This window comes from Arthrobacter sp. fls2-241-R2A-200 (assembly GCF_030209745.1).
In the GTDB taxonomy this organism is placed as follows: domain Bacteria; phylum Actinomycetota; class Actinomycetes; order Actinomycetales; family Micrococcaceae; genus Arthrobacter.
Genome location: NZ_JARVRJ010000017.1, coordinates 1 through 20,002, shown reverse-complemented (window position 1 = coordinate 20,002; position 20,002 = coordinate 1). Strand labels below are relative to the sequence as shown.

At 61.9% G+C, this 20,002-nt stretch carries 18 protein-coding genes and 1 tRNA gene; 9 read left to right on the top strand and 10 right to left on the bottom strand.

All coding sequences use genetic code 11. The annotated features are described in order from the left end of the window. Position 1 precedes the first annotated feature (1 nt). The 3 genes from QRN42_RS15855 to sp36 are packed head-to-tail and all read right to left on the bottom strand — an operon-like array spanning position 2 to position 1,625. The gene (locus QRN42_RS15855) at positions 2 to 913 is read right to left on the bottom strand and encodes an NUDIX hydrolase (RefSeq protein ID WP_284980105.1); all 912 of its coding nucleotides are present in this window, start codon (positions 911 to 913) and stop codon (positions 2 to 4) included. A gap of 17 nt (positions 914 to 930) precedes the next feature. Continuing rightward, positions 931 to 1,467: a RidA family protein gene (locus QRN42_RS15850; RefSeq protein WP_284980104.1), complete on the bottom strand. Its 537-nt coding sequence runs from the start codon at positions 1,465 to 1,467 to the stop codon at positions 931 to 933. 2 nt (positions 1,468 to 1,469) lie between these two features. Further along, on the bottom strand, positions 1,470 to 1,625 hold the full coding sequence (gene sp36, locus QRN42_RS15845; RefSeq protein WP_011775990.1) for a Sp36 family protein: 156 nt from the start codon (positions 1,623 to 1,625) through the stop codon (positions 1,470 to 1,472). 37 nt (positions 1,626 to 1,662) lie between these two features. On the opposite strand from sp36, the gene QRN42_RS15840 reads away from it, so the two are divergent. From QRN42_RS15840 to QRN42_RS15820, 5 genes are all read left to right on the top strand, one after another. After that, entirely contained in the window at positions 1,663 to 3,915 is a 2,253-nt protein-coding gene (locus QRN42_RS15840) for a transglycosylase domain-containing protein (protein ID WP_284980103.1), read from the top strand. Between the two features lie 8 nt (positions 3,916 to 3,923). Then, positions 3,924 to 4,865 carry a metallophosphoesterase gene (locus QRN42_RS15835; RefSeq protein ID WP_284980102.1) on the top strand — a complete coding sequence of 314 codons (942 nt, stop codon included), beginning with the start codon at positions 3,924 to 3,926 and terminating at the stop codon, positions 4,863 to 4,865. A 96-nt stretch (positions 4,866 to 4,961) separates the two neighbouring features. Next, positions 4,962 to 6,761 carry an ABC transporter ATP-binding protein gene (locus QRN42_RS15830; protein WP_284980101.1) on the top strand — a complete coding sequence of 600 codons (1,800 nt, stop codon included), beginning with the start codon at positions 4,962 to 4,964 and terminating at the stop codon, positions 6,759 to 6,761. Further along, entirely contained in the window at positions 6,758 to 8,590 is a 1,833-nt protein-coding gene (locus QRN42_RS15825) for an ABC transporter ATP-binding protein (protein ID WP_284980100.1), read from the top strand. The genes QRN42_RS15830 and QRN42_RS15825 overlap by 4 nt, the downstream gene beginning before the upstream one ends. Positions 8,591 to 8,689: 99 nt before the next feature. Then, positions 8,690 to 8,766: transfer RNA gene (locus tag QRN42_RS15820), tRNA-Pro, on the top strand. Positions 8,767 to 8,852: 86 nt separating this feature from the next. On the opposite strand, the gene QRN42_RS15815 is transcribed toward QRN42_RS15820, so the two are convergent. Further along, a complete protein-coding gene (locus QRN42_RS15815) occupies positions 8,853 to 9,071 on the bottom strand; it encodes a hypothetical protein (protein WP_502868775.1) in 219 nt (72 codons plus the stop codon). A 122-nt stretch (positions 9,072 to 9,193) separates the two neighbouring features. Between QRN42_RS15815 and QRN42_RS15810 the strand changes: the two genes are divergently transcribed. After that, positions 9,194 to 10,459, top strand: a complete 1,266-nt coding sequence (locus QRN42_RS15810) for a helix-turn-helix domain-containing protein (protein WP_284980099.1) — start codon at positions 9,194 to 9,196, stop codon at positions 10,457 to 10,459. A 27-nt stretch (positions 10,460 to 10,486) separates the two neighbouring features. On the opposite strand, the gene QRN42_RS15805 is transcribed toward QRN42_RS15810, so the two are convergent. Both QRN42_RS15805 and purD read right to left on the bottom strand, forming a co-directional pair. Next, positions 10,487 to 11,425, bottom strand: coding sequence for a phosphoribosylaminoimidazolesuccinocarboxamide synthase (locus QRN42_RS15805; protein ID WP_284980098.1), 939 nt, complete (start codon positions 11,423 to 11,425; stop codon positions 10,487 to 10,489). A gap of 2 nt (positions 11,426 to 11,427) precedes the next feature. Beyond that, complete coding sequence (purD, locus tag QRN42_RS15800) at positions 11,428 to 12,738, bottom strand: phosphoribosylamine--glycine ligase (RefSeq protein ID WP_284980301.1); 1,311 nt, start codon at positions 12,736 to 12,738, stop codon at positions 11,428 to 11,430. Between the two features lie 133 nt (positions 12,739 to 12,871). On the opposite strand from purD, the gene QRN42_RS15795 reads away from it, so the two are divergent. Together QRN42_RS15795 and QRN42_RS15790 are read left to right on the top strand one after the other, a co-directional pair. After that, positions 12,872 to 13,888: an asparaginase gene (locus tag QRN42_RS15795; RefSeq protein ID WP_284980097.1), complete on the top strand. Its 1,017-nt coding sequence runs from the start codon at positions 12,872 to 12,874 to the stop codon at positions 13,886 to 13,888. A gap of 63 nt (positions 13,889 to 13,951) precedes the next feature. Beyond that, the gene (locus tag QRN42_RS15790; RefSeq protein WP_284980300.1) at positions 13,952 to 14,353 is read left to right on the top strand and encodes a sterol carrier family protein; all 402 of its coding nucleotides are present in this window, start codon (positions 13,952 to 13,954) and stop codon (positions 14,351 to 14,353) included. Positions 14,354 to 14,445: 92 nt separating this feature from the next. Here QRN42_RS15790 and QRN42_RS15785 read toward each other — a convergent pair whose 3' ends face one another. The 4 genes from QRN42_RS15785 to QRN42_RS15770 all read right to left on the bottom strand — a co-directional run bounded on the left by QRN42_RS15785 (position 14,446) and on the right by QRN42_RS15770 (position 19,364). Next, on the bottom strand, positions 14,446 to 15,933 hold the full coding sequence (locus tag QRN42_RS15785; RefSeq protein WP_284975589.1) for a cation:dicarboxylate symporter family transporter: 1,488 nt from the start codon (positions 15,931 to 15,933) through the stop codon (positions 14,446 to 14,448). A 256-nt stretch (positions 15,934 to 16,189) separates the two neighbouring features. Beyond that, entirely contained in the window at positions 16,190 to 16,957 is a 768-nt protein-coding gene (locus QRN42_RS15780; RefSeq protein WP_284980096.1) for an SDR family oxidoreductase, read from the bottom strand. Positions 16,958 to 16,976: 19 nt separating this feature from the next. Next, positions 16,977 to 17,723, bottom strand: coding sequence for an aspartate/glutamate racemase family protein (locus QRN42_RS15775; protein ID WP_284980095.1), 747 nt, complete (start codon positions 17,721 to 17,723; stop codon positions 16,977 to 16,979). A gap of 75 nt (positions 17,724 to 17,798) precedes the next feature. Then, the gene (locus QRN42_RS15770; protein ID WP_284980094.1) at positions 17,799 to 19,364 is read right to left on the bottom strand and encodes an NCS1 family nucleobase:cation symporter-1; all 1,566 of its coding nucleotides are present in this window, start codon (positions 19,362 to 19,364) and stop codon (positions 17,799 to 17,801) included. A gap of 310 nt (positions 19,365 to 19,674) precedes the next feature. Between QRN42_RS15770 and QRN42_RS15765 the strand changes: the two genes are divergently transcribed. After that, on the top strand, positions 19,675 to 20,002 hold a 328-nt coding region (locus QRN42_RS15765), incomplete at its 3' end, for a pyruvate dehydrogenase E1 component-related protein (RefSeq protein ID WP_502869520.1).

Sequence of the window (20,002 nt, the reverse complement as noted above, 5' to 3'; positions counted from 1 at the left end):
TTTAGCGTTCGCGCTGCGGTTCACCGGCAACGGTCCGGGCAGCGGCAACCTCAAGCATCAGTTCGCCGTCCTCATTGACGAGACGGGATTGGTAAACGTGGGCTTTCCGCTTGTAACTGAGGTAAGCGATGCAACCATTGGCGGCCGCCATTTTCTCCAGCATGATTTCGGACCCGGGCACCAACAACTGTCCCAGCGTGAGCCCCACGGTGTTTTCCTGGTTCACTTCGTCGCCCAAGGCCGTGGTGTCCCGCAGTGCGATGGCATCGGCCACGCACACCCAACGCCCCCACACACCCTTGCTCGCTAGGATGCTCGGCTGCTGATTCACGGGAACAGTAGCCGCGAAGTAGCGCGTGTTGAACCGGGTATGCGCAAAGTCAGGGCTGACCCAGTTCACCAAGGATTTCAGGAGGTCCGTGCGCAACGACAGTCCGCGCTTGGTCAGGATGTCGGTGAACGATTTCTCCTGAGCCGCGACGGCTTCACGGGCTTTCATCCACTCCACGGTGGAGTTGGCCTCCACTGTGGATGAGGCATCAGGACCGGCCAGCAGCACGCCGGTTTCCTCAAAGAGCTCCCGGATAGCGCCTACGACGTGGCGGCGAGCCAGTCCGACGTCGTCCGTTCCCAATACCTCGGCCCAATGCTGGGGCGAGGGCCCCAGCCAGCCGACGGCATTGTCATCGGACGGCTCCAGGGACCCGCCCGGAAACGAGATAACTCCCAACGGGGAGGAGCCTGGCCGGTACCCGAGCCAGGTCTCCAAACCGGTCGGGGAATCCCGAAGAAGGACCACGGACGATGCATAGCGGGCGGCCCTGGGGGTCCGCTCGCCCAAATCAAGCCAGTTCCGTGCTGCCCCTTCGAGGTGAGGAGGAAGTGCAAACAGACGGCGGGAAAGCTGAGGCAATTGGGTGAACCGGTTCCTTAGCTGAATTCAGCAATGAGTTCGACCTCAACAGGAGAGTCGAGGGGGAGGACGGACACGCCGACGGCGGAACGTGCGTGCTTGCCGGCGTCGCCCAAAACCTGGCCGAGAAGCTCGGATGCACCGTTGATGACTCCGGGCTGGCCAGTGAACGTGGGTTCTGAAGACACGAAGCCCACCACCTTGACGATTCTGGTGATGCGGTCGAGGTCACCGATGACGCTCTTGACCGCTGCCAGGGCGTTGATGGCACAGACGGCGGCGTAGCGCTTGGCCTCTTCCGGATCCACAGTCGGTTCATCCGAGGTACCCAACTGGCCAACGGAGACCTTGCCGGTAGCTTCGAGTTTGCCGTTAATAAACGGCAGCTGCCCGGAGGTGTAGACGTAGTTACCGGACACGACGGCGGGAACGTAGTCGGCGACTGGTGCGGCGACCTCGGGGAGGGTCAGGCCGAGCTCTGCAAGGCGCTGCTCCACGGCCGAGGCAGGGGCGCCCGAATCCGCGGGAGATGTGGTTTCTGCGGGGGTTGTCATGATTACTGCTTCTCCCTCTTCAGGTATGCGACAAGGCCTTTGCCATCGGGGCCGCCGACGACCTGGACAAGCTCCCAGCCGTCCTCACCCCACTGATCCAGGATCTGTTTCGTGGCGTGGATAATGAGCGGAATCGTGGCGTACTCCCATTTGGTCATGACAGAAAGCCTAGCCCTTGCCGGTAAAGTGGAAAACATGGCGACTCGCACGAACCCGTTTTTCGACACTGCCACCACCCTCGGAAAGATTCTAGGCTTCCTTGGCGTGAGTGCGATTTGTGGCGTCCTGGTGGCCGGCCTTTTGGTCCCCGCCGCGGCCGTCTCCGGCAGTGCCGCAAGTGGTTCCATCCAGTTCTTTGATACCCTCCCGGCCGAACTCCAGGTAGATCCGCCCAGCCAGAACACCACGATTCTGGCGAAGGACGGCTCCCCGATCGCGTCCATCTATGAGGAGAACCGGACCAAGATCCCCTTGAACCAGATGAGCCCGTATGTCAAAGATGCGGTCATCGCCATCGAAGACAACCGGTTCTACGAGCATGGCGGAATCGACACCACCGGTATCTTGCGGGCACTGGTGAGCACCGCTCAAGGTAACAAACAAGGCGCGTCAACCATCACGCAGCAGTACGTCAACAACGTGATCAACGAGTCACTGGTCGCCTCCGGCCAGAGCAGCGACGTCAAGCTGAACGGTGTCAACAAAGGCATCGGAGACAAGCTCCGCGAGATGAAGCTTGCCATCGCTTTGGAGAAGAAATTCACCAAAGACCAGATTCTTGAGGGCTACCTCAACATTGTGTTCTTCAACAGGGACGCCTACGGCATCGAAGCCGCATCGAAGCTGTTCTTCAGCACCAGCGCCAAGGACCTGACGCTTCCACAAGCCGCCCTCCTGGCAGGCCTCGTGAACAGCCCGGCAGCCTTTGATCCGGTGGTCCACCCGGACGCGTCCAAGCAGCGCCGCGACCTGGTGCTCACGGCCATGTATAACCAAAAGAAGATCACCAAGGCCGAGTACGACCAAGCTGTGGCTACTCCCATCACCACCAAGGTCACTCCGGCCCGCCAAGGTTGTGCATACGCTTCCACCGCGCCGTACTTCTGTGATTACGTGCTGCACTTGCTCTTCAACAACCCGGCGTATGGGCAGACGCCGACGGATCGCCAGAACACTGTCATGCGGGGTGGGTTGACTATCAAGACCACCCTGGACCCTACCGCGCAGAACGTCGCCCAGCAGCAGGTTGACGCCACGGCCGGCGCGAACCCTGACAAGTGGGGGGCTTCCATCATCTCCGTCCAGCCGGGTACAGGCCAGATTGTCAGCATGGCCCAGAACACCGTGATGCTGCCCCAACCCGGTAAGTTCGACCAGACCCAGAACTTCAACGTCGATGTCCTGGACGCCAAGGGCAATGACCTCAATGGCATTGGCGGCTTCCAGCCGGGTTCCACCATGAAACCGTTCACATTCGCGGAATGGCTCAATGAGGGCAAATCGATGACCACGACGATCAACGCGTCGGTCAGGAAATATCGGCAGGGGTTCCCTTGGCGAAACACCTGCCCAACTCCGGAGGACGGTTTCTACGATTCATCAGTACCGGGGAGCTTCGATCTGCAGAACTCGGACGAAGGCTACTACCGCCCCATGACGGTCCTCTACGGCCTCATGAACTCCATCAACACCGCCACCTTCGCCTCCGCTTCCCAACTGGACCTCTGCGGCATCCAGGGCATCGTTAACGCGACAGGAGTGCACAGCGGCCTGCCGACGCGGGACCAAGCTGGAAACGTCACTGATCCGAATCCCAAGGTCTCCATGACCACCCTGGGTAACCTCATCGGATCCACACAAACCGCTCCCTTGACCATGGCCAGCGCCTTCGCGACCTTTGCAGCTGACGGTAAGTACTGTGAACCCATCGCCATCACCTCCGTCAAGGACCAAGCGGGGAAGGACTTGCCTGCCCAGTCGTCCTCCTGCAAGGACGCCATCAAGCCTGAGGTTGCCCGTGGCGTTGCCTACGCAATGCAGGAAGTACTGAACCATGGTTCAGGCTCCCTGATCCGGCCCGCGCTGAACACCAACAACAACTTCCCGGTGGCAGCGAAGACCGGTACGAACGATATGAACAGCTCAACTTGGGTGGTCGGATACACGTCCGGACTGGCAACGGCATCATGGTTCGGTGACCCGCTGGATGCCCAGCAGCGGCCAGGACGGAACATCACGGTCAACGGCAAGTTCTACCCGTCCATTGACGGTTACATGATCGCCGGTCCGCAGTTCACCAACTACATGCTCTCGGTTGCTCCCGCCTACGGAACCAACCCCTTCCCCACGCCGCCGTCGAACCTGCTCGGCAGTGCCCCTCCCCAGCGGAGCCCGAGCACCCCCAACAGCAGCGGTGCGAGCAACAGCGGAACGCCCGGTCACGACTAATGGCGTCCATGATTGACTCGTTGGCAGACCGCGCCCGTACCCTCGGGCGCGGTCTTGCCGCAACCACCGCCATCGGCGCAGCAGCAGGTGTAGCGGCGGCAGCTTACGGCTGGTGGGAGAAGGACCAGTTCGAAGTCCGGCGCGAGACGCTGCCTATCCTCCCCGAAGGCTCCGCGCCGTTCCGGATCCTGCACCTCAGTGACATCCATTTCGTCCCGGGTCAGGACAAGAAGGCTCGGTGGTTGCAGTCCTTGGCTGAACTGAAGCCGGACCTTGTGGTCAACACTGGCGACAACCTCAGCCACACCCAGGCCATCGATCCGCTGATCCAAGCGCTTGAACCGTTGATGGACTTTCCCGGCGTGTTCGTTCCGGGCTCCAACGACTATTTCGCGCCCAGGTTCAAGAACCCGGCGGGCTATTTCCGCGGACCTTCCCGGCCGAAAACAGAGCCGATCAAGCTCGACTGGCCCAAGTTGCGCACGGCATTTGGGATGGGCGGCTGGATCGACCTCACCAACCGTGCCCAGTCCATCACGCTTAACGGCCTGCGCTTTGATTTCTCCGGGGTGGACGATCCCCATTTGAAGCGGGAACGGTACGCAGACTGGCATCGCGGCACGGCCAACCAGGACACGCGTCCGCATGTCCGGGTCGCCGTCGTCCACGCCCCGTACCAGCGCGTGCTGGATCATTTCACGCAAGCCCAAGCCCACCTGATTCTTGCCGGGCACACCCACGGCGGCCAGATCTGCATCCCCGGCTACGGCGCTTTGGTCTCCAATTGCGACCTCCCCACCTGGCGTGCCAAAGGCCTCCACGATTGGGAAAGCAACGGACTGACGACGCCGGTCAACGTCTCCGGCGGAATCGGCACCTCACGCTTCTCCCCGGTCCGCATCGCCTGCCGGCCGGAAGCGGTACTGCTCACCCTCACGCCCCGCACATAGGCCCCCAGCTACAGGCCTGCAGGGGCATGGCATAGGGTAGTTGCTACGGGAAACTATCTCCGCACCATCTGAAGATCCAGCTGTTGAGAAGCGGGCATGTCCAAGCAAACGTCATTCTTTAACTCCATCCGCCGCCTGTACCCCCATGTACGGCCCATCCTCCCCCGCCTATTCATGGGCTTGGTGTCTGCTTTGCTGGCGAGCATTGTGGCACTCACCATCCCGCAGGTTTTCCGGGTGCTGGTCAACAACTCCTTGCAGCGCGGCGGTGACCCGGCCGCGGTGTGGACCGCCGCCGTCGTCATCCTTGCTTTAGGCGTGGCGGAGGCTGGACTGGTAGCCCTGCGGCGGCAGTTCGTGATCAATCCGGCCACCACGGTGGAGACCAGGATGCGTGTCACTTTGTATGGGCATCTTCAGGAGCTCACGGTGGCGTTCCACGATCGTTGGGGTTCGGGGCAGCTGCTTTCCAGGGCCATGACCGATCTCAGCTTCCTCCGGCGCTGGATGGCGTTCGGAGCGATCATGCTCGTTGTCACTACCTTGACGGTGATCATCGGCGTGGGCGTGATGTTCTCCATGAGCTGGCAATTGGCGCTCATTTTCCTGGCCGCCGCCGTGCCGATCATGGTCAACTCCTTCCGCTTCCGGCGCCGTTTCAGCCGGGTGACCCGGCTCAGCCAGGACCAGGCCGGGGACCTTGCCACCACCGTGGAAGAGTCCGTCCACGGCATCCGGGTATTGAAGGCTTTCGGCCGCAGCCGCGAGGCCTTGGAAAATTTCAACGGCCAAGCCGAGGAGCTCCGGCAGACGGAGATCATGAAAGCCAAGCAACAGGCCGGTTTCACCCTGGTGGTGACGCTCCTGCCTGAACTTGCCTTGGGCTTTGGGTTGGTGACGGGGGTGCTGCTCGTCGCCAGCGGGCAGCTGAGCATCGGATCTTTGGTGGCCTTTTTCGCCACGGCCGCCGTGGTGGCAACTCCAGTGGAGTTCTCCGGGACCTTGCTCGCGATGGCGCTGACCGCCAAGACCGCAGTGGACCGGCACTTCGAAGTCATGGATACCCGGAACACGATCACCTCTCCCGAAGAGCCCGTGTTCCCGGAAAACGGCAAGGGCGCCTTGCGCTTTGAGCAGGCCGGATTCGGGTTCGACGACGGCGGTTCGCTCCTGCGCGATGTCTCCCTGGAGATCCGTCCGGGCGAAACGATGGCCCTCGTGGGGATCACCGGCAGCGGCAAGAGTGCGTTGCTCCAACTCGTCCCCCGGCTCTACGACGTGACCGAGGGCGCTGTGACCATCGACGGCATAGACGTCCGGAATTACGACCTCCATGAACTTCGCAGGATCGTCTCCGTTGCATTCGAGGACACCACACTGTTCTCCAGTTCAGTGCGGGACAACGTCCTGCTCGGCGCCCCTGATCCCAGCGAAGCAGCCCTGGACGAGGCACTCGATGTAGCCCAGGCGCAGTTCGCCTATTCCCTGCCTGACGGTGTGGACACACTTATTGGTGAGGAAGGCCTCAGCCTGTCCGGTGGCCAGCGTCAGAGGATCGCCTTGGCACGCGCCATCGCCGCCAGGCCAAAGGTCTTGGTGCTGGACGATCCGCTCTCCGCCCTCGATGTCAACACCGAGGAACGCGTTGAAGCCCGCCTGCGCGACGTCCTGCGCGAGACCACCACGTTGATCGTGGCGCACCGACCCTCCACCGTTGCCTTGGCGGACCGTGTGGCCTTGCTCGAAAACGGAACCATCACCGCCGTCGGAACCCATACGGAACTGTTGGCGGGCAACGATCATTACCGCTACGTCATCGCAAGCCTCGATTCCGGTCCGAAGGACCTCGATAGCGAACTGGACGAGCTCGAAGAAGCCGAGGAGGCCCGCCGGTGAGTGCCACAACCTTTGGAACGGCCAACGAGGACAACGCGCTCCTCACCAAAGCAGACAGTAAAGCCGTACGACGCCGGTCCCTCGCCTTGCTTGCCTCGCTGATCCGTCCGGTCAGGTTGCGTTTCTGGATGACGATCGTGATGGTGGTGGTCTCCCAACTCACCCGTGTAGCCGGGCCCGCGTTGATCGCGTTCGGCATCGACCATGCCCTGCCTACGCTCAAAGCCGGCAACAACGGTCCCTTGATGCTTGCCGGTGTCTTGTACCTCGCGGCCGCCATTGCCACGGCGTCAATGACGGCCCTCTATGTCACTTCGACAGCCCAACTCAGCCAGTCCATGCTGCTGGACCTCCGGGTCCGCGTCTTTAGGCACACCCAGCGGTTGAGCTTGGAGTTCCATGAGAAGTACACGTCCGGACGCATCATTGCCCGTCAAACCTCGGACCTCGAGGCACTGCGGGACCTGTTGGATTCGGGTGTGAGTTCCTTGGCCTCCGGTCTGTTGTTCATGGTCTTTACGGCCTTCACCGTATTTGCGCTGGACTGGCGGACTGGCGTCATCATGCTCGCCGCGGGCGTACCGATGTTCCTTCTGTCCCGCTGGTACCAGAAGCACTCGCAGGTGGCTTACCGTGAATCGCGCGTGGTCTCGGCGGGGTTGATTGTGCACTTTGTGGAAACCATGACCGGAATCCGCGCCGTCAAGGCGTTCCGCAAGGAGAAGGAGAACGCGGCACAGTACGGCGAACTGGCTGAGGAATACCGGAAAAACAGTGTCCGCTCCATCAATCTGAACGGCATCTTCCAACCGGGCCTGGTGTTGATCGGAAACGTTTGCGTCGCCGTCGTCCTGCTCATGGGAGGCTTCCGCGTGCTCAGCGGCGAGCTCGCGGTCGGTGTCCTGTTGGCCCTGATTCTTTCCACCAAGCGTTTCTTCCAGCCGGTGGACCAGATGGCGATGTTTTACAACTCCTTCCAAAGCGCCCAAGCTGCGCTGGAGAAGGTGTCAGGACTCCTTGAAGAGGTCCCAACAGTCCGCCCGCCCAAGAATCCTGTTCCGTTGAAAAGCTCACGCGGGGAGATCGATTTCGCAGGAGTGGAGTTCGGCTACGGAAGCGGGACAATCGTTGTTCCCCCCATGGACCTGCACATCCCTGCAGGCCAGACCGTGGCCTTGGTAGGCCAAACCGGGGCCGGAAAGTCCACGCTGGCCAAGCTCATTGCCCGCTTTTACGATGTCACCTCAGGCGCCATCACCTTGGACGGCATCGATCTGAGGGACCTCTCCACCACCGACCTCCGCCGGGCCGTGGTGATGGTTACACAGGAGGCATTCCTCTTCAGCGGTTCGGTCGCCGATAACATCGCCCTGGGCCGACCCGAAGCATCCCGCGAAGACATCGAAAAAGCGGCGAAGGCCGTTGGTGCGCACGAATTCATCTCGGGGCTGCCCGAGGGATATGACACCGACGTCAATAAGCGTGGTGGTCGCGTTTCCTCGGGTCAACGCCAACTCATCGGATTTGCCCGCGCTTTCCTGGCTGCCCCTGCCGTCCTGATCCTGGACGAGGCGACCTCGTCCTTGGACATACCTTCCGAACGCATGGTCCAGCAGGGCCTGGCCAATCTGCTCGAAGGGGTGGCCGGCAAGAATTCGGCACGGACGGCCATCATCATCGCACACCGCCTCTCCACCGTGGAGACCGCGGACAGGGTCCTCGTGGTTCACGACGGACGCATCGTGGAGGACGGCTCACCGGCGGAACTGATCAGCGGTGGGGGACGCTTTGCGCAACTGCACGGGGCCTGGAAAGACTCATTGGTCTAGCGTTTCTGTGGCTGGTCGCTGGGAGCAGCGACCACCGCCCGTCGATTTCGCATCAGGAAGCGATTCAGCTATCCTTGAACAGTTGCTTTCGCAGCGGATCGGGATGTAGCGCAGCTTGGTAGCGCGCTTCGTTCGGGACGAAGAGGTCGCAGGTTCAAATCCTGTCATCCCGACCAACAAAAAGAGGGTCTTCCAAATGGAAGACCCTCTTTTGTTTCTCTTCAGGCTTTCAGTGCCTCTGGTTTACAGAGGATCGGATGGCTTACATGGGGTCGGGCCAGTTACCAATGGACGACGGCGTGTACGTGGTGCCGGACGATTTGGTAGGCGCCACGATGCGCATCGGATCCGGCCAGTTACCTATGGCGCTTACGGTGCCCGTGCCCGAGGCCGGTGCGGCCGACACCACTGCGGGAGCCGCAACTGAAAGTGTCAGTGCGCCGGCAAGGGCAACGGAAGCGGCGATTTTCTTGAACATCATGTCCCCAATACACGTCGGATTTTACTGCTGTCATTACTCGGTCTCTGTTGACATACATTGTAAAATGTTGTCTACAGACACTGTCAAGGATTTGGTGGAAAAGACACCTGCAGGAGGACCCCGTGGGAAACGGATTCGGCGAGAAGCTACGTGCCGAACGGCTCGAACGCGGACTGACGCAGGCGGAACTGGGCAAGAACCTGTACTCACCCAGCTACATCTCCCTGCTGGAGACCGGGCGGCGTGAACCCACAGCAGAGGTCATCGAGGAACTTGCCCGGCGCCTTGAACTCGCGCCGAAGGCCTTGGAGGCGTGGAGCCAGCCCGTTTCCATGAGCGACGCAGAGTACGTCCTGGCAGGCCTGTACGCCCGCCAGGCATGGGACCTACGGGACTACCCGCTCGCCTCGAGCCACGCCGCAGCGGCCGCCCAAATCGCCCTCGAAGCCAAGAACAACAGCGCTTGGTGGAACATGACGTACATGCAGGCCGAGTGCATGATGAAACAAGGCCAGCTGAAGGAATGCCAGCAGATCGTAGAGCACCTCCTTGAGCACCCCATGGCTACCGAGTCCGCAGGCCTGGGAGTCCGGGCGTGGCAGATGCTTGCCGCAGTGTGCCACGGACAAGGTCAACTGGCCACCGCCGTCGAGCATGCCCTCCATGCCGTGAAGCTGAGCGAGCAATTACCCACAGGATCCACGCTGATCATCGGTGCCCACAGGGCGCTGATAGGGGCCTTGGCGGAGAGCGGCAAGCTCGATGAAGCATGGACGTATTGTTTGGCCATGATCGAGCATATGGACGAGCATTCAATGACCCAGCTGGCCGGTGAAGTCTCCTGGGTGGTGGGCAATGTAGCGTTCATGCGCCACGATTACTCCGAGGGAGTCAAGCACCACGAGCGTGCGGCCCAACTCCTCTCCCCCGCCAATGACATCGAGCTCTGGGCGCGATTCAACAAGGCGTCGGCCGCTGTGCGGTTGTCCTCAGGCATCGTGGAGCCGGAGACGCTGTCCGCCATCGAGCGCGCCGAACTGGCACTGTCCATTGTCGGCGGCAACAAGACGGACCAACTCGAGGTCGCCTTCATTCGCGCCCGGTGGCTGTACCTGAACGGTGACATTCCCGCCGCCGTCGAGAAGCTCCGGGAGATCTACGAGGACCGCAAGGTCTTGGCGCGGCACACCGCGGGTGAAGTTTCCCTACTGCTGGGCAAGTCCCTCAAGGCTGCGGGCGAAACCACCGAGGCACTGCGGTTCCTGGAAGAGGCCCAGCACGACTTCAGCGCGGCGGGCGCATCGGACAGGGTTCAGCAGGCCATGGATGCCGTGCTGGAAATCCGCCTCGCCGAGCGCCGCGCCGCCAAGGAACACCAAGCCAGCTAACCCCATTGATCGAGCGGGGTGGCCGGGCTAGGCGAAGGTGCGCCCCGTAAGTTTCTCGTAGGCCTCCACGTAACGGGCGCGGGTGCGCTCCACCACGTCGGCCGGCAAGGCAGGAGGAGGAGTGTCTGAGGCTTTGTCCCAGCCGGATTCCGCGGACGTCAGCCAGTCACGGACATACTGCTTGTCATAGGATGGCTGCGACTTGCCGGGCGCGTACGTCGCAGCGTCCCAGAACCGCGAAGAGTCGGGAGTGAGCACCTCGTCGCCCAGGGTGATGATGCCCGTGGCGGTGTCGATGCCGAATTCCACTTTGGTGTCGGCCAAGATGATGCCACGTTCCCGGGCGATCTCCTCGGCACGTGTGTAGATCTTCAGGGTAAGGTCGCTGAGGCGGGCGGCGATATCGTCCCCCACCATCGCTACGACGTCGTCATAGGTGATGTTCTCGTCGTGCTCGCCGACTTCGGCCTTGGCGGACGGGGTGAACAGCGCCTTCTCCAAGCGCGAACCATCAACGAGGCCTTCGGGCAGCGGGATGTCGCAGACGGTGCGGGACACCTTGTATTCAGCCAACCCGGAACCTGTGAGGTAGCCACGGGCGATGCACTCCACTGGAAACATTTCCAGCTTCTTGCAGATCATGGCACGGCCCTCGACGGCGGCCGGCACGCCAGCCTCCACAGTGGACGCGAGCACGTGGTGCTCCACCTCCAGCTGGTCGAACCACCAGAGGCTCAGTTGAGTCAGGACCCTCCCCTTGTCAGGGATCTCGCTGCTCAGGACGTGATCGTAAGCACTGATGCGGTCGCTGGCGACAACCAGGACGCACTCCTGGCCGAACTTCTCCGTTATCGCTTCTTCGGCCGGTACGTACAGGTCGCGGACTTTGCCGGAGTAGACGTGGGTCCAGCCGGGGAGTTGCAGGGCTTCTGTTTCAAGGCCGCCTGTGGGAAGTGAATCGGTCATGGTCAGGCCTGCACTTTCGGGATGGTGCCGGTAGCCGCATGGGGCACCCGGATTTCGCCGCGGGCGGCCTTACCTGCGATGTCGGTACGGAACTGTGAGCCTTCAAGCTGAACCAGTTCGACGCCGTCGTACGCCCTTTCTCGGGCCTCCACCAGGTCCGAACCGAGCGCCACCACCGCGAGGACACGACCGCCGGCTGAAACGACCTTGCCTTCTTCGTCCAGTTTGGTGCCGGCGTGAACCACGTGGACGCCGTCCAAGTCTTCGACCTTCTTCAGGCCGCGGATCCGGTCGCCGGTGCGGGGAGCGTCGGGGTAGTTTTCGGCAGCAACGACGACGGCGACCGCAGTGTCCTCGGACCAGCGCAGATTTTCGATGGTGTCGAGTTCGCCCTTGGCAGCTGCCAGCAGCAGGGTACCGAGCGGCGTCTTGAGGCGGGCGAGGACGGCTTGCGTTTCCGGATCACCAAACCGGACGTTGAATTCAATAACGCGGGTGCCCCGCGAAGTGAGGGCCAACCCGCAGTAGAGCACGCCCACAAAGGGTGTGCCGCGGCGGGCCATTTCGTCCACGGTTGGCTGGGCTACCCTGTCGATGACCTCTTGGACGAGTCCTTCGGGTGCCCATTCAAGGGGCGTGTATGCCCCCATGCCGCCGGTGTTGGGGCCTTCATCATTGTCGAAGATACGTTTGAAGTCCTGCGCCGGGGACAGCGGGACCGTGGTGCGGCCGTCGCAGAGGACGAACAGGGACACTTCGGGGCCGTCAAGGAACTCTTCGATGACCACCGTTCCGCCGGCGTCGAAGCAGGTCTGCGCGTGGGCGAGGGCTTCGTTACGGTCCTTGGTGACCACCACACCCTTCCCTGCCGCCAGGCCGTCGTCCTTGACCACATAGGGAGCACCGAAAGTGTCCAGCGCATCGGCTGCTTCCTCGCCGTTGGTGGCAACCCGGGCCATCGCGGTAGGAACGCCTGCCTCGGCCATGATCTGCTTGGCGAAAGCCTTGGAGGCTTCGAGCTGGGCGGCCTCCTTGCTGGGGCCGAACACCGGAATGCCGGCCTCGCGGACTGCGTCGGAAACGCCCGCGGCAAGTGGGGCTTCCGGGCCAACCACAACCAGGTCCACGCCAAGCTTGCCGGCAAGGGCAGCCACGGCTTGGGCATTGTTCCCATCAATGGCGTGCGTGGGGACGAGCTTGCTGATGCCCGCGTTGCCGGGCGCCGCGTGGACCTCGGAGACGTTGGGGTCTTCAAGCAGAGAGCGGACAATGGCGTGTTCGCGGCCGCCTGGGCCAATGACGAGTACCTTCACAGTCTTCAAGGGTACTTTGTGAAGGGCGCGGGTCCTAAGCTGTGTCACTGGATGGGCAGGTTCATGGGCACGCGATGCCTGTGCCCGCGCGGTGCGGCCCGGGAACCCCGCGGCTGAGCAATAGACTTGCTTCATGCCCATGAGTTCGCACGAAACGTTCAACGCTGAGTCCGCCGTCGAACTTGCAGTGATCGAACGCAGCGGCTTTATCGAGTCCCGCCACGTAGGTGCCGCGGTACTTATTGCCGGCGATGGCTCCGTGGTGACCCGGCTGGGCGACATCGACGCCCCCGTCTTCGCCCGCTCCACCCTTAAGCCCTTCCAAGCCCTCGCCTCCATGCAGTCCGGGGTTCCGCTGAGAGGCGCGCAAGTGGCCGTCGCCTGCGGAAGCCACACGGGTTCGCTGGACCACATGGATGTTGTGGAGGGAATGCTGAAAGCGGCCGGCGTCCGGGAAGAGCACCTTCAATGCCCTGCAGCCTGGCCCCAGGACGAAACGGCGCGCAGCTGGCTTGTTCGCTCCGATCGCGGGCAATCCAAGCTCGCCTTCAACTGCTCCGGTAAGCACGCGGCGTTCCTTTGGGCGTGCACTGAAAACGGGTGGGACCTCCGCAGCTACCTGGAGCCCAACCATCCCTTGCAACAACGTGTGCGTTCGGTTATTGAGGAATACTGCGGCGAGCCAATTTCCCATTTGGGGATCGACGGCTGCGGGGCTCCCGTTGCCGCGATCTCCCTGATCGGATTGGCCCGAGGCTTCTCCCGGCTGGCGAAGTCGCCCGGCGATCCGTCCGCGAACGCCCGTGCTGCCACCATCGCTACGTCCATGCTCGATTACCCCTGGGCCGTCCAAGGCAGAGGTGAGTCCAACACGATTGTCATGGAAGAACTGGACGTACTGGCCAAGATCGGAGCCGAGGGTGTGCTGGTCCTTGCGACGCCAACGGGTGCGGCAGTGGCAGTCAAGGTACTTGACGGCAACGTCCGCGCCACGTCCCTTGTCGGTTTAACACTGCTCGCAGCAAGCGGAGCCGTGGACGTAGCTGCCGTTTCCAGCGTCCTCGAACGGATCGTTGAACCTGTGCTCGGCGGTGGCCGGGCCGTGGGCCGGATCCGCTTGGGCCACGCCGTCTCCGCCCTTCTTGACTAGTTCTTCTCGATAATTCGCCTCGATAATCCGTCTCGACAATTCATCTCGATAGGGAGGTTCATGATGGCCGTTGCACGTCGCCGCGTTGATATCCACGAGGGCCAAGCGGCGCTGGCAGCCTGGCAAGCCGCCGTCGAGCCCTCAACAGACGCTGGTCCGACCTCCGACGCCGGGACCCCGCCGTCGCGGGCTGTGATTGCGACGGCGGTGCGCTATTCGCTCGAGGAAGTCACCGCCCGTGCACCCGGGAACTCGGTCGAGGTCCGCGTACCGCCATTCGGTGTAACGCAGTGTGTGGAGGGCCCGCGCCATACCCGGGGCACTCCCCCGAACGTGATTGAGTGCGACGCCGCCACCTGGCTGTCGCTGGTAACCGGCCGGATCTCATGGGCCGACGCTGTTTCGGCCGGGCGGGTTGCCGCCTCCGGGTTGCGGGCCAACCTCTCCGAGTTACTGCCGCTGTAAGGGGAACGTTTCGGCGCGGTTTCCTGTGTTTCCGACAGGGCTGATGCCCCCGGACCATGGCCTGGGGGCATCAAACTGCAGGAAGGTGTGGGCTATTCGGAGCTGCTCGGGGTGGTTGTTTGCCGGGGTTTGCTCATCTCAAACTGTGGAACCCCATCCACGGCCGGACCCCCGCGGAATTTCGGCGACGGCTCCTGTCCCTTGCTGAGCCGTTCAAGCTCTTGCTGCTGAAACAGGTCTTCCTTGCCGAGCATGATCGCGGTGTCCTCGTTGGTGATTTCGCCATTGAAAGCGCGGACCATGACGCTGCGGTCAAACTGCCCTTCCCACTTGGCCACGATGAACGTCGCTACGCAGTTGCCCAGGAGGTTCACCACCACCCGCATGGAGTCCATGAGCCGATCGGCTCCGAGAAGGAGGGCGACGCCGGCCACCGGGAAGATACCGAGCGCGGCGGCTGTGGCTGAGAGTGCCAGGAATGAGGACCCTGGAACGCCGGCCATGCCCTTGGAGGTCAAGAGCAGCACTCCCAGTGCGGCCAACTGCTGACCGAGGTCCAAGTGGTGGCCAAATGCCTGGGCCAAAAAGAGCAGCGAGATCGAAAGGTAGATCGCGGCGCCGTCGAGATTGAACGAGTAGCCGGTAGGAACCACTAGTCCGGTGGTGGCCCGGGAGCAGCCGGCGTTGGTCAGCTTGGTCATGATGCGTGGCATGACAGCTTCGGTGGAGGCCGTACCGAGTGCCAAAAGGAATTCTTCGCGGGTGTACTTCAGGAACTGCCATAGCGGCACTCGGGCGAAGCTCCACGCCACTAGGAACAGCAGGCCGATGAAGATGAGCGCCGCACCGTAGCAGGAAGCAATCAACAATGCGTAGGTACCCAGGGTGCCTACACCGTATTGCCCAATAATGAAGGCCATGGCACCGAAGGCGCCTAGAGGTGCGACCTTCATGATCCAGGACATGATCTTGAAGATCAGTTCCAGCAGCGTTTCCATGAGGCTGATGACGGGCAGGCACCGCTCACGGCCGATGACTACGATGGCCGCCCCGAAAAAGACGGAGAAAAACAGGACCTGGAGCAAACTGTTGCTCGCGAACGCCCCGATGACGCTGGTGGGGATGATATCCAGGATGAACGCTGCCGCATCCTTGGGAACTGCGGTACCGGTCTTCGCGTTCAGGGCATCTTGGGACAGCGTGGACGGGTCAATGTTCAGGCCTGCGCCCGGTTGAACCAGGTTGCCCACGATGAGTCCGAAGACAAGGGCGAAAACGGTGGCGCAGGTGAAGTACAGGAGTGCTTTGACCCCGACCCTACCGACCGCCTTGACGTCGCCGACTGCTGAAATTCCGGTGACGATCACCAGGAAAATCAGCGGGGCGATGATCATTTTGATGAGTTGAATGAATCCATCACCCAGTGGTCGGAGGGCGGACCCGATGTTCGGCCAAAAATGACCGATGAGCACACCTGCGACGACGGCGATCAGGATTTGAAAAAAGAGCGACTGGTACAGCCGCTTTTTCTTCTGCGGGGCCGAACTCGCCTTCAGCGCCGCGGGGTCTGGGATCTTCATTGATCTGAACCAATCAGTTTGGGAACAGCCCCACATTTTCGGTGGATGATTTCAATGTAATCCGGCTCACATCATTCCGCAAGGGGAAATCTAGTTTCCATATTATGGAAGTTGTATTTGGTCGGGAAGGTCGGGCGCGAACCTCCACCACCCACTTTGACGCCGAAAAAGCCCGCGACGCACTCCTTCTCAGGCGCGCCGCGGGCAGGCGGGTTTCAAAGTGGGTGGTGGCGGTACAGGAGGGTGGCTGGGCGGGCTAGCCGCGGCCGACGAAAGGCATGCCGGCGGCGGTTACCACCAATGAACCAATACTCGCCGACGGCGGCATATCCGCCATCATCAGCACGGCCCGGGCAGCGTCCTCCACGGGGAACATCGGCTCCACGCGCCTGCTGCCATCGGCTTGGAGCGCGCCGGAGCCGACCCCAATGGTGTCCATGATCTCCGTGCGGGTGTTGCCGATGTCGATCTGCCCGCAGGTGATCCCGAATTCACGCCCGTCCAGCTCAATGCTCTTGGTCAGCCCCGTCATCGCATGTTTGGTCACTGTGTACGCAACGGACCGAGGACGCGGTGAATGGGCAGATATGGAGCCATTGTTGATGATGCGCCCACCTTGGGGCACCTGGGCCTTCATGGTTCGCACGGCCTCGGCGGCACAGAGCATGGACCCCGTGACGTTGACGCGCAGGGTGGATTCCCACTCATCACGGCCGATCTCCCCCACGTCCCCGGCCGGTCCGAAAACGCCGGCATTGTTGAACAGAACATCAACCCGGCCCCAGCGTTCGCGGACAAGGTCGAAGAGCCGCTCGACGTCGTCGGACTCGGTCACGTCGCACGGAACCGTAAGCGCGTCCGGGTGATCCCCTGCCGTTTCCAGTAGCTGGGCCTCCCGCCGCCCCGCCAAAGCAACGCGATATCCTGCGGCCAGCATGAGCCGGGCGACGGCCCTACCGATACCCGAACCGGCTCCGGTAACGACGGCGACCCTCGGGGCCGCGGGCGGGCGTGGCTGATTCATACGTCTGGCTCCTGCGGACTTAGCGTGCGGCTTGTGCTGACTGGGCCGCTGTTATGGGCCACCCTATGACAGCCTTAGGCCGCGGTGTGGCGTAGGTTCGGACCTTGGACGTGGTCAGCCCGAGTCGAACCAGTGACTCTGCGATGGTCACCGCGGCGGCTACCCCATCCACGACTGGAACGCCTGTCCGCTGGCGGATCTGCTCATCGAGACCGGCCATGCCACCGCAGCCAAGAACCACAACCTCAGCCTTGTCCTTGGTCACCGCCTCCTCGGCCTGCCCAACGATCGCCTCGACGGCGCGTTCGGGGAACTCTTCAAGTTCCAGCACCGCCATGCCGCTTGCCCGCACAGAAGCGCAGCGGGCATCCAGTCCGGCCAATTTCAGCCGGTCTTCGATCAAGGGAACGGCACGGTCCAAGGTGGTTACCACCGAATACTTGTGCCCGAGGAACATCGCTGTGCTGGCCGCGGCCTCGGTGATATCCACCACGGGCACGTCGAGCAGTTCCTGGAGCCCCTCGCGCCCGTGCTCGCCGTACCCGGCCTGGATGACGGCGTCGAACGGTTCGGGGTAATTCACCACCGCGTCCATGACGGCGATGGCTGCAAGGTAGCTTTCGAAGTTGCCTTCGCACGAGTCGGCGCCGAAGCGGGGGGTTATGCCGATGATCTCAGTTCCCGGAGCCGCGACGGCGCGGGCCTGGGCTGCAATGGAATCGGTCATCGATTGGGTGGTGTTGACGTTAGCAACGAGAATGCGCATGGGTTTTCCTTTCAATGGCTGCGCCCGCCCCGGCCGGTGAGGGCGGGACGGGCGGCGCGCTGGTTATCGGACGGGTCAGTGGTTGCTGGCGACGGCGATCGGCTCGCCGGAAACGTCGTGGTGGATTTGCTTCTTGTCCGCGACGGCGAAGTACGTGAGAGCCCCGACGCCGGCTCCAATGAACCAGGCGAACGGTGCCGCTCCCGCCAATCCGGGAACAAACGCGATGGCCAGCGCCAGGGCTGCTGCCGGAAGCAGCGCGATGATGGCCTTGGGATTGACGCCACGCTTATAGAAGTAGGCGCCCTGTGGATCATCGGTGTAGAGCTCAGGGACGTTGACTTTGCCCCGACGCACCAGCCAGTAGTCGGCCATGACCACTCCGAACAACGGGCCCAGCAACGCGCCTAGACCGCCCAGGAAGTACACGATGACGATCGGGTTGTTGTAGAGGTTCCACGGGAGGATGACCAGGCCAATGGTTCCACTGACCCAAGCCGCCTTGCGGAAGTTCAGGTGCCGCGGGAACAGGTTGGTCAGAGCATAAACGGGAGCCACGAAGTTCGCCATCAGGTTCACGGCGATGGTCAGGATCAGCAGTGCCAGGCAGGCCAGGACCAGCAACAGGGTGTTGGGAATGCTCTGAACAATGTCCGACGGGCTCTGGATGATGGTGCCGTTGATCTTGTACTGGCCACCGGCCATGACCACGACGATTGCACCGAAGACGAGCATGTTGATCGGGATCCCCCAGAAGTTCCCCTTGACGATCGACTTCCTGGTCACCGAAGACCGGGTGAAATCGCAGAAGTTCAGGACGAACGTGCCATAAATGGAGACCCACAGTGCGCCGCCGGCGAAAATAGTGAGCCACATTTCGCCGCCTTCCAGGCCTCTGATCCCGGACCATTGGATAGCGCCGCCGGCGTTGATGAGGACCCAGACGGCGATTGCGGCCATGGTGGCCAGGATAATGGGCCCCGCGAACGCCTCGTACTTACGGATCATCTCCATGCCGAAGCTGACGATGACCAATTGCACGATCCACAGCCCCACGAAGGCAAACCAGCCCAACGTGGACAGGCCGAGGATGGAGTTACTGTCCAGATGCTTCAAATCCGGGGAGATTGCGACGAGCATGACCCGGAGAACCACCGAGGCCAGGTACGTCTGGATACCGAACCATGCGACCGCGACGGCGCCGCGGACCAGGCTGGCAATTTGTGCTCCGCGAATGCCGAAGCTGATGCGGCTCATGACAGGGAACGGGACGCCGGTCTTTTGTCCCATGAACCCGGAGAAAGTGAGGAGGGTAAAGAGCAGCACGGCACCAATGCCGAGTGCCACGAGAATCTGCCAACCTCCCAATCCCAAGGAGAAGAGGCCAATGGCAAAAGCATAGTTACCCAGGCTGTGGACGTCATTGGCCCAGAGGGTAAAGATGCTGTAGCTCGTCCATTTGCGGCCTGCGGCCTTAGTGGGAGCGAGGTCGATGTTGTAAAGGCTCGGGCTGATGGTACGGTCTGTGGCTTCGGAAGCAATGGCACAGAGGTCCGTGTTGCCCACCGAACGGTGGATGGGTGCGGCCCCTGTGCTGTCGTCCGGAGTCTCAGAGACGCCGACTGATGAAGTCGTCTGCATCGTGGATCTCCACTTCGTACTGTTTCCACATTGCGGAAACTAGTTATTGAATAGTGAAATCACTCTATGACTCAGGTCACGTGCAGTCAAGGTTTGCCGACAAGGTTTGCGCTGTAGGGCGGGTCACATTTCGTTGTCGAGGCTTGCCGCGTGAGCTTTCCGCTTCGCAGGCAGTGACCATGTTGACGCCGTCGAACGCCCTGCGTAATCTCGAATTACAGAATTTTATTCTCACAATACGAGATTACTGCGAGACCATTGAGCGCTCCACACTAAAAGCGCCCATACATTCAATGAAGAGAGGTTGGACGTGGCTGTAGGAGAAGAGACCTCAGACATCCTCAGCGGGTTGACTGCCCAGCTGCCTGATCGTGATCCGGAAGAGACTGCTGAGTGGATTGAGTCCCTTGATGCGTTGATCGCGGAGCAGGGTACCGAGCGTGCCCAGTACATTATGCGGAGTTTGTTGCAGCGTGCTGGTGCGAGGTCGGTGGGTGTGCCGATGGTGACGACCACTGATTATGTGAACACGATCCCGGTGGATCAGGAGGCTGAGTTCCCGGGGAACGAGGAGTTCGAGCGCCGGTACCGGGCGTATATGCGGTGGAACGCTGCGGTGATGGTTCATCGTGCGCAGC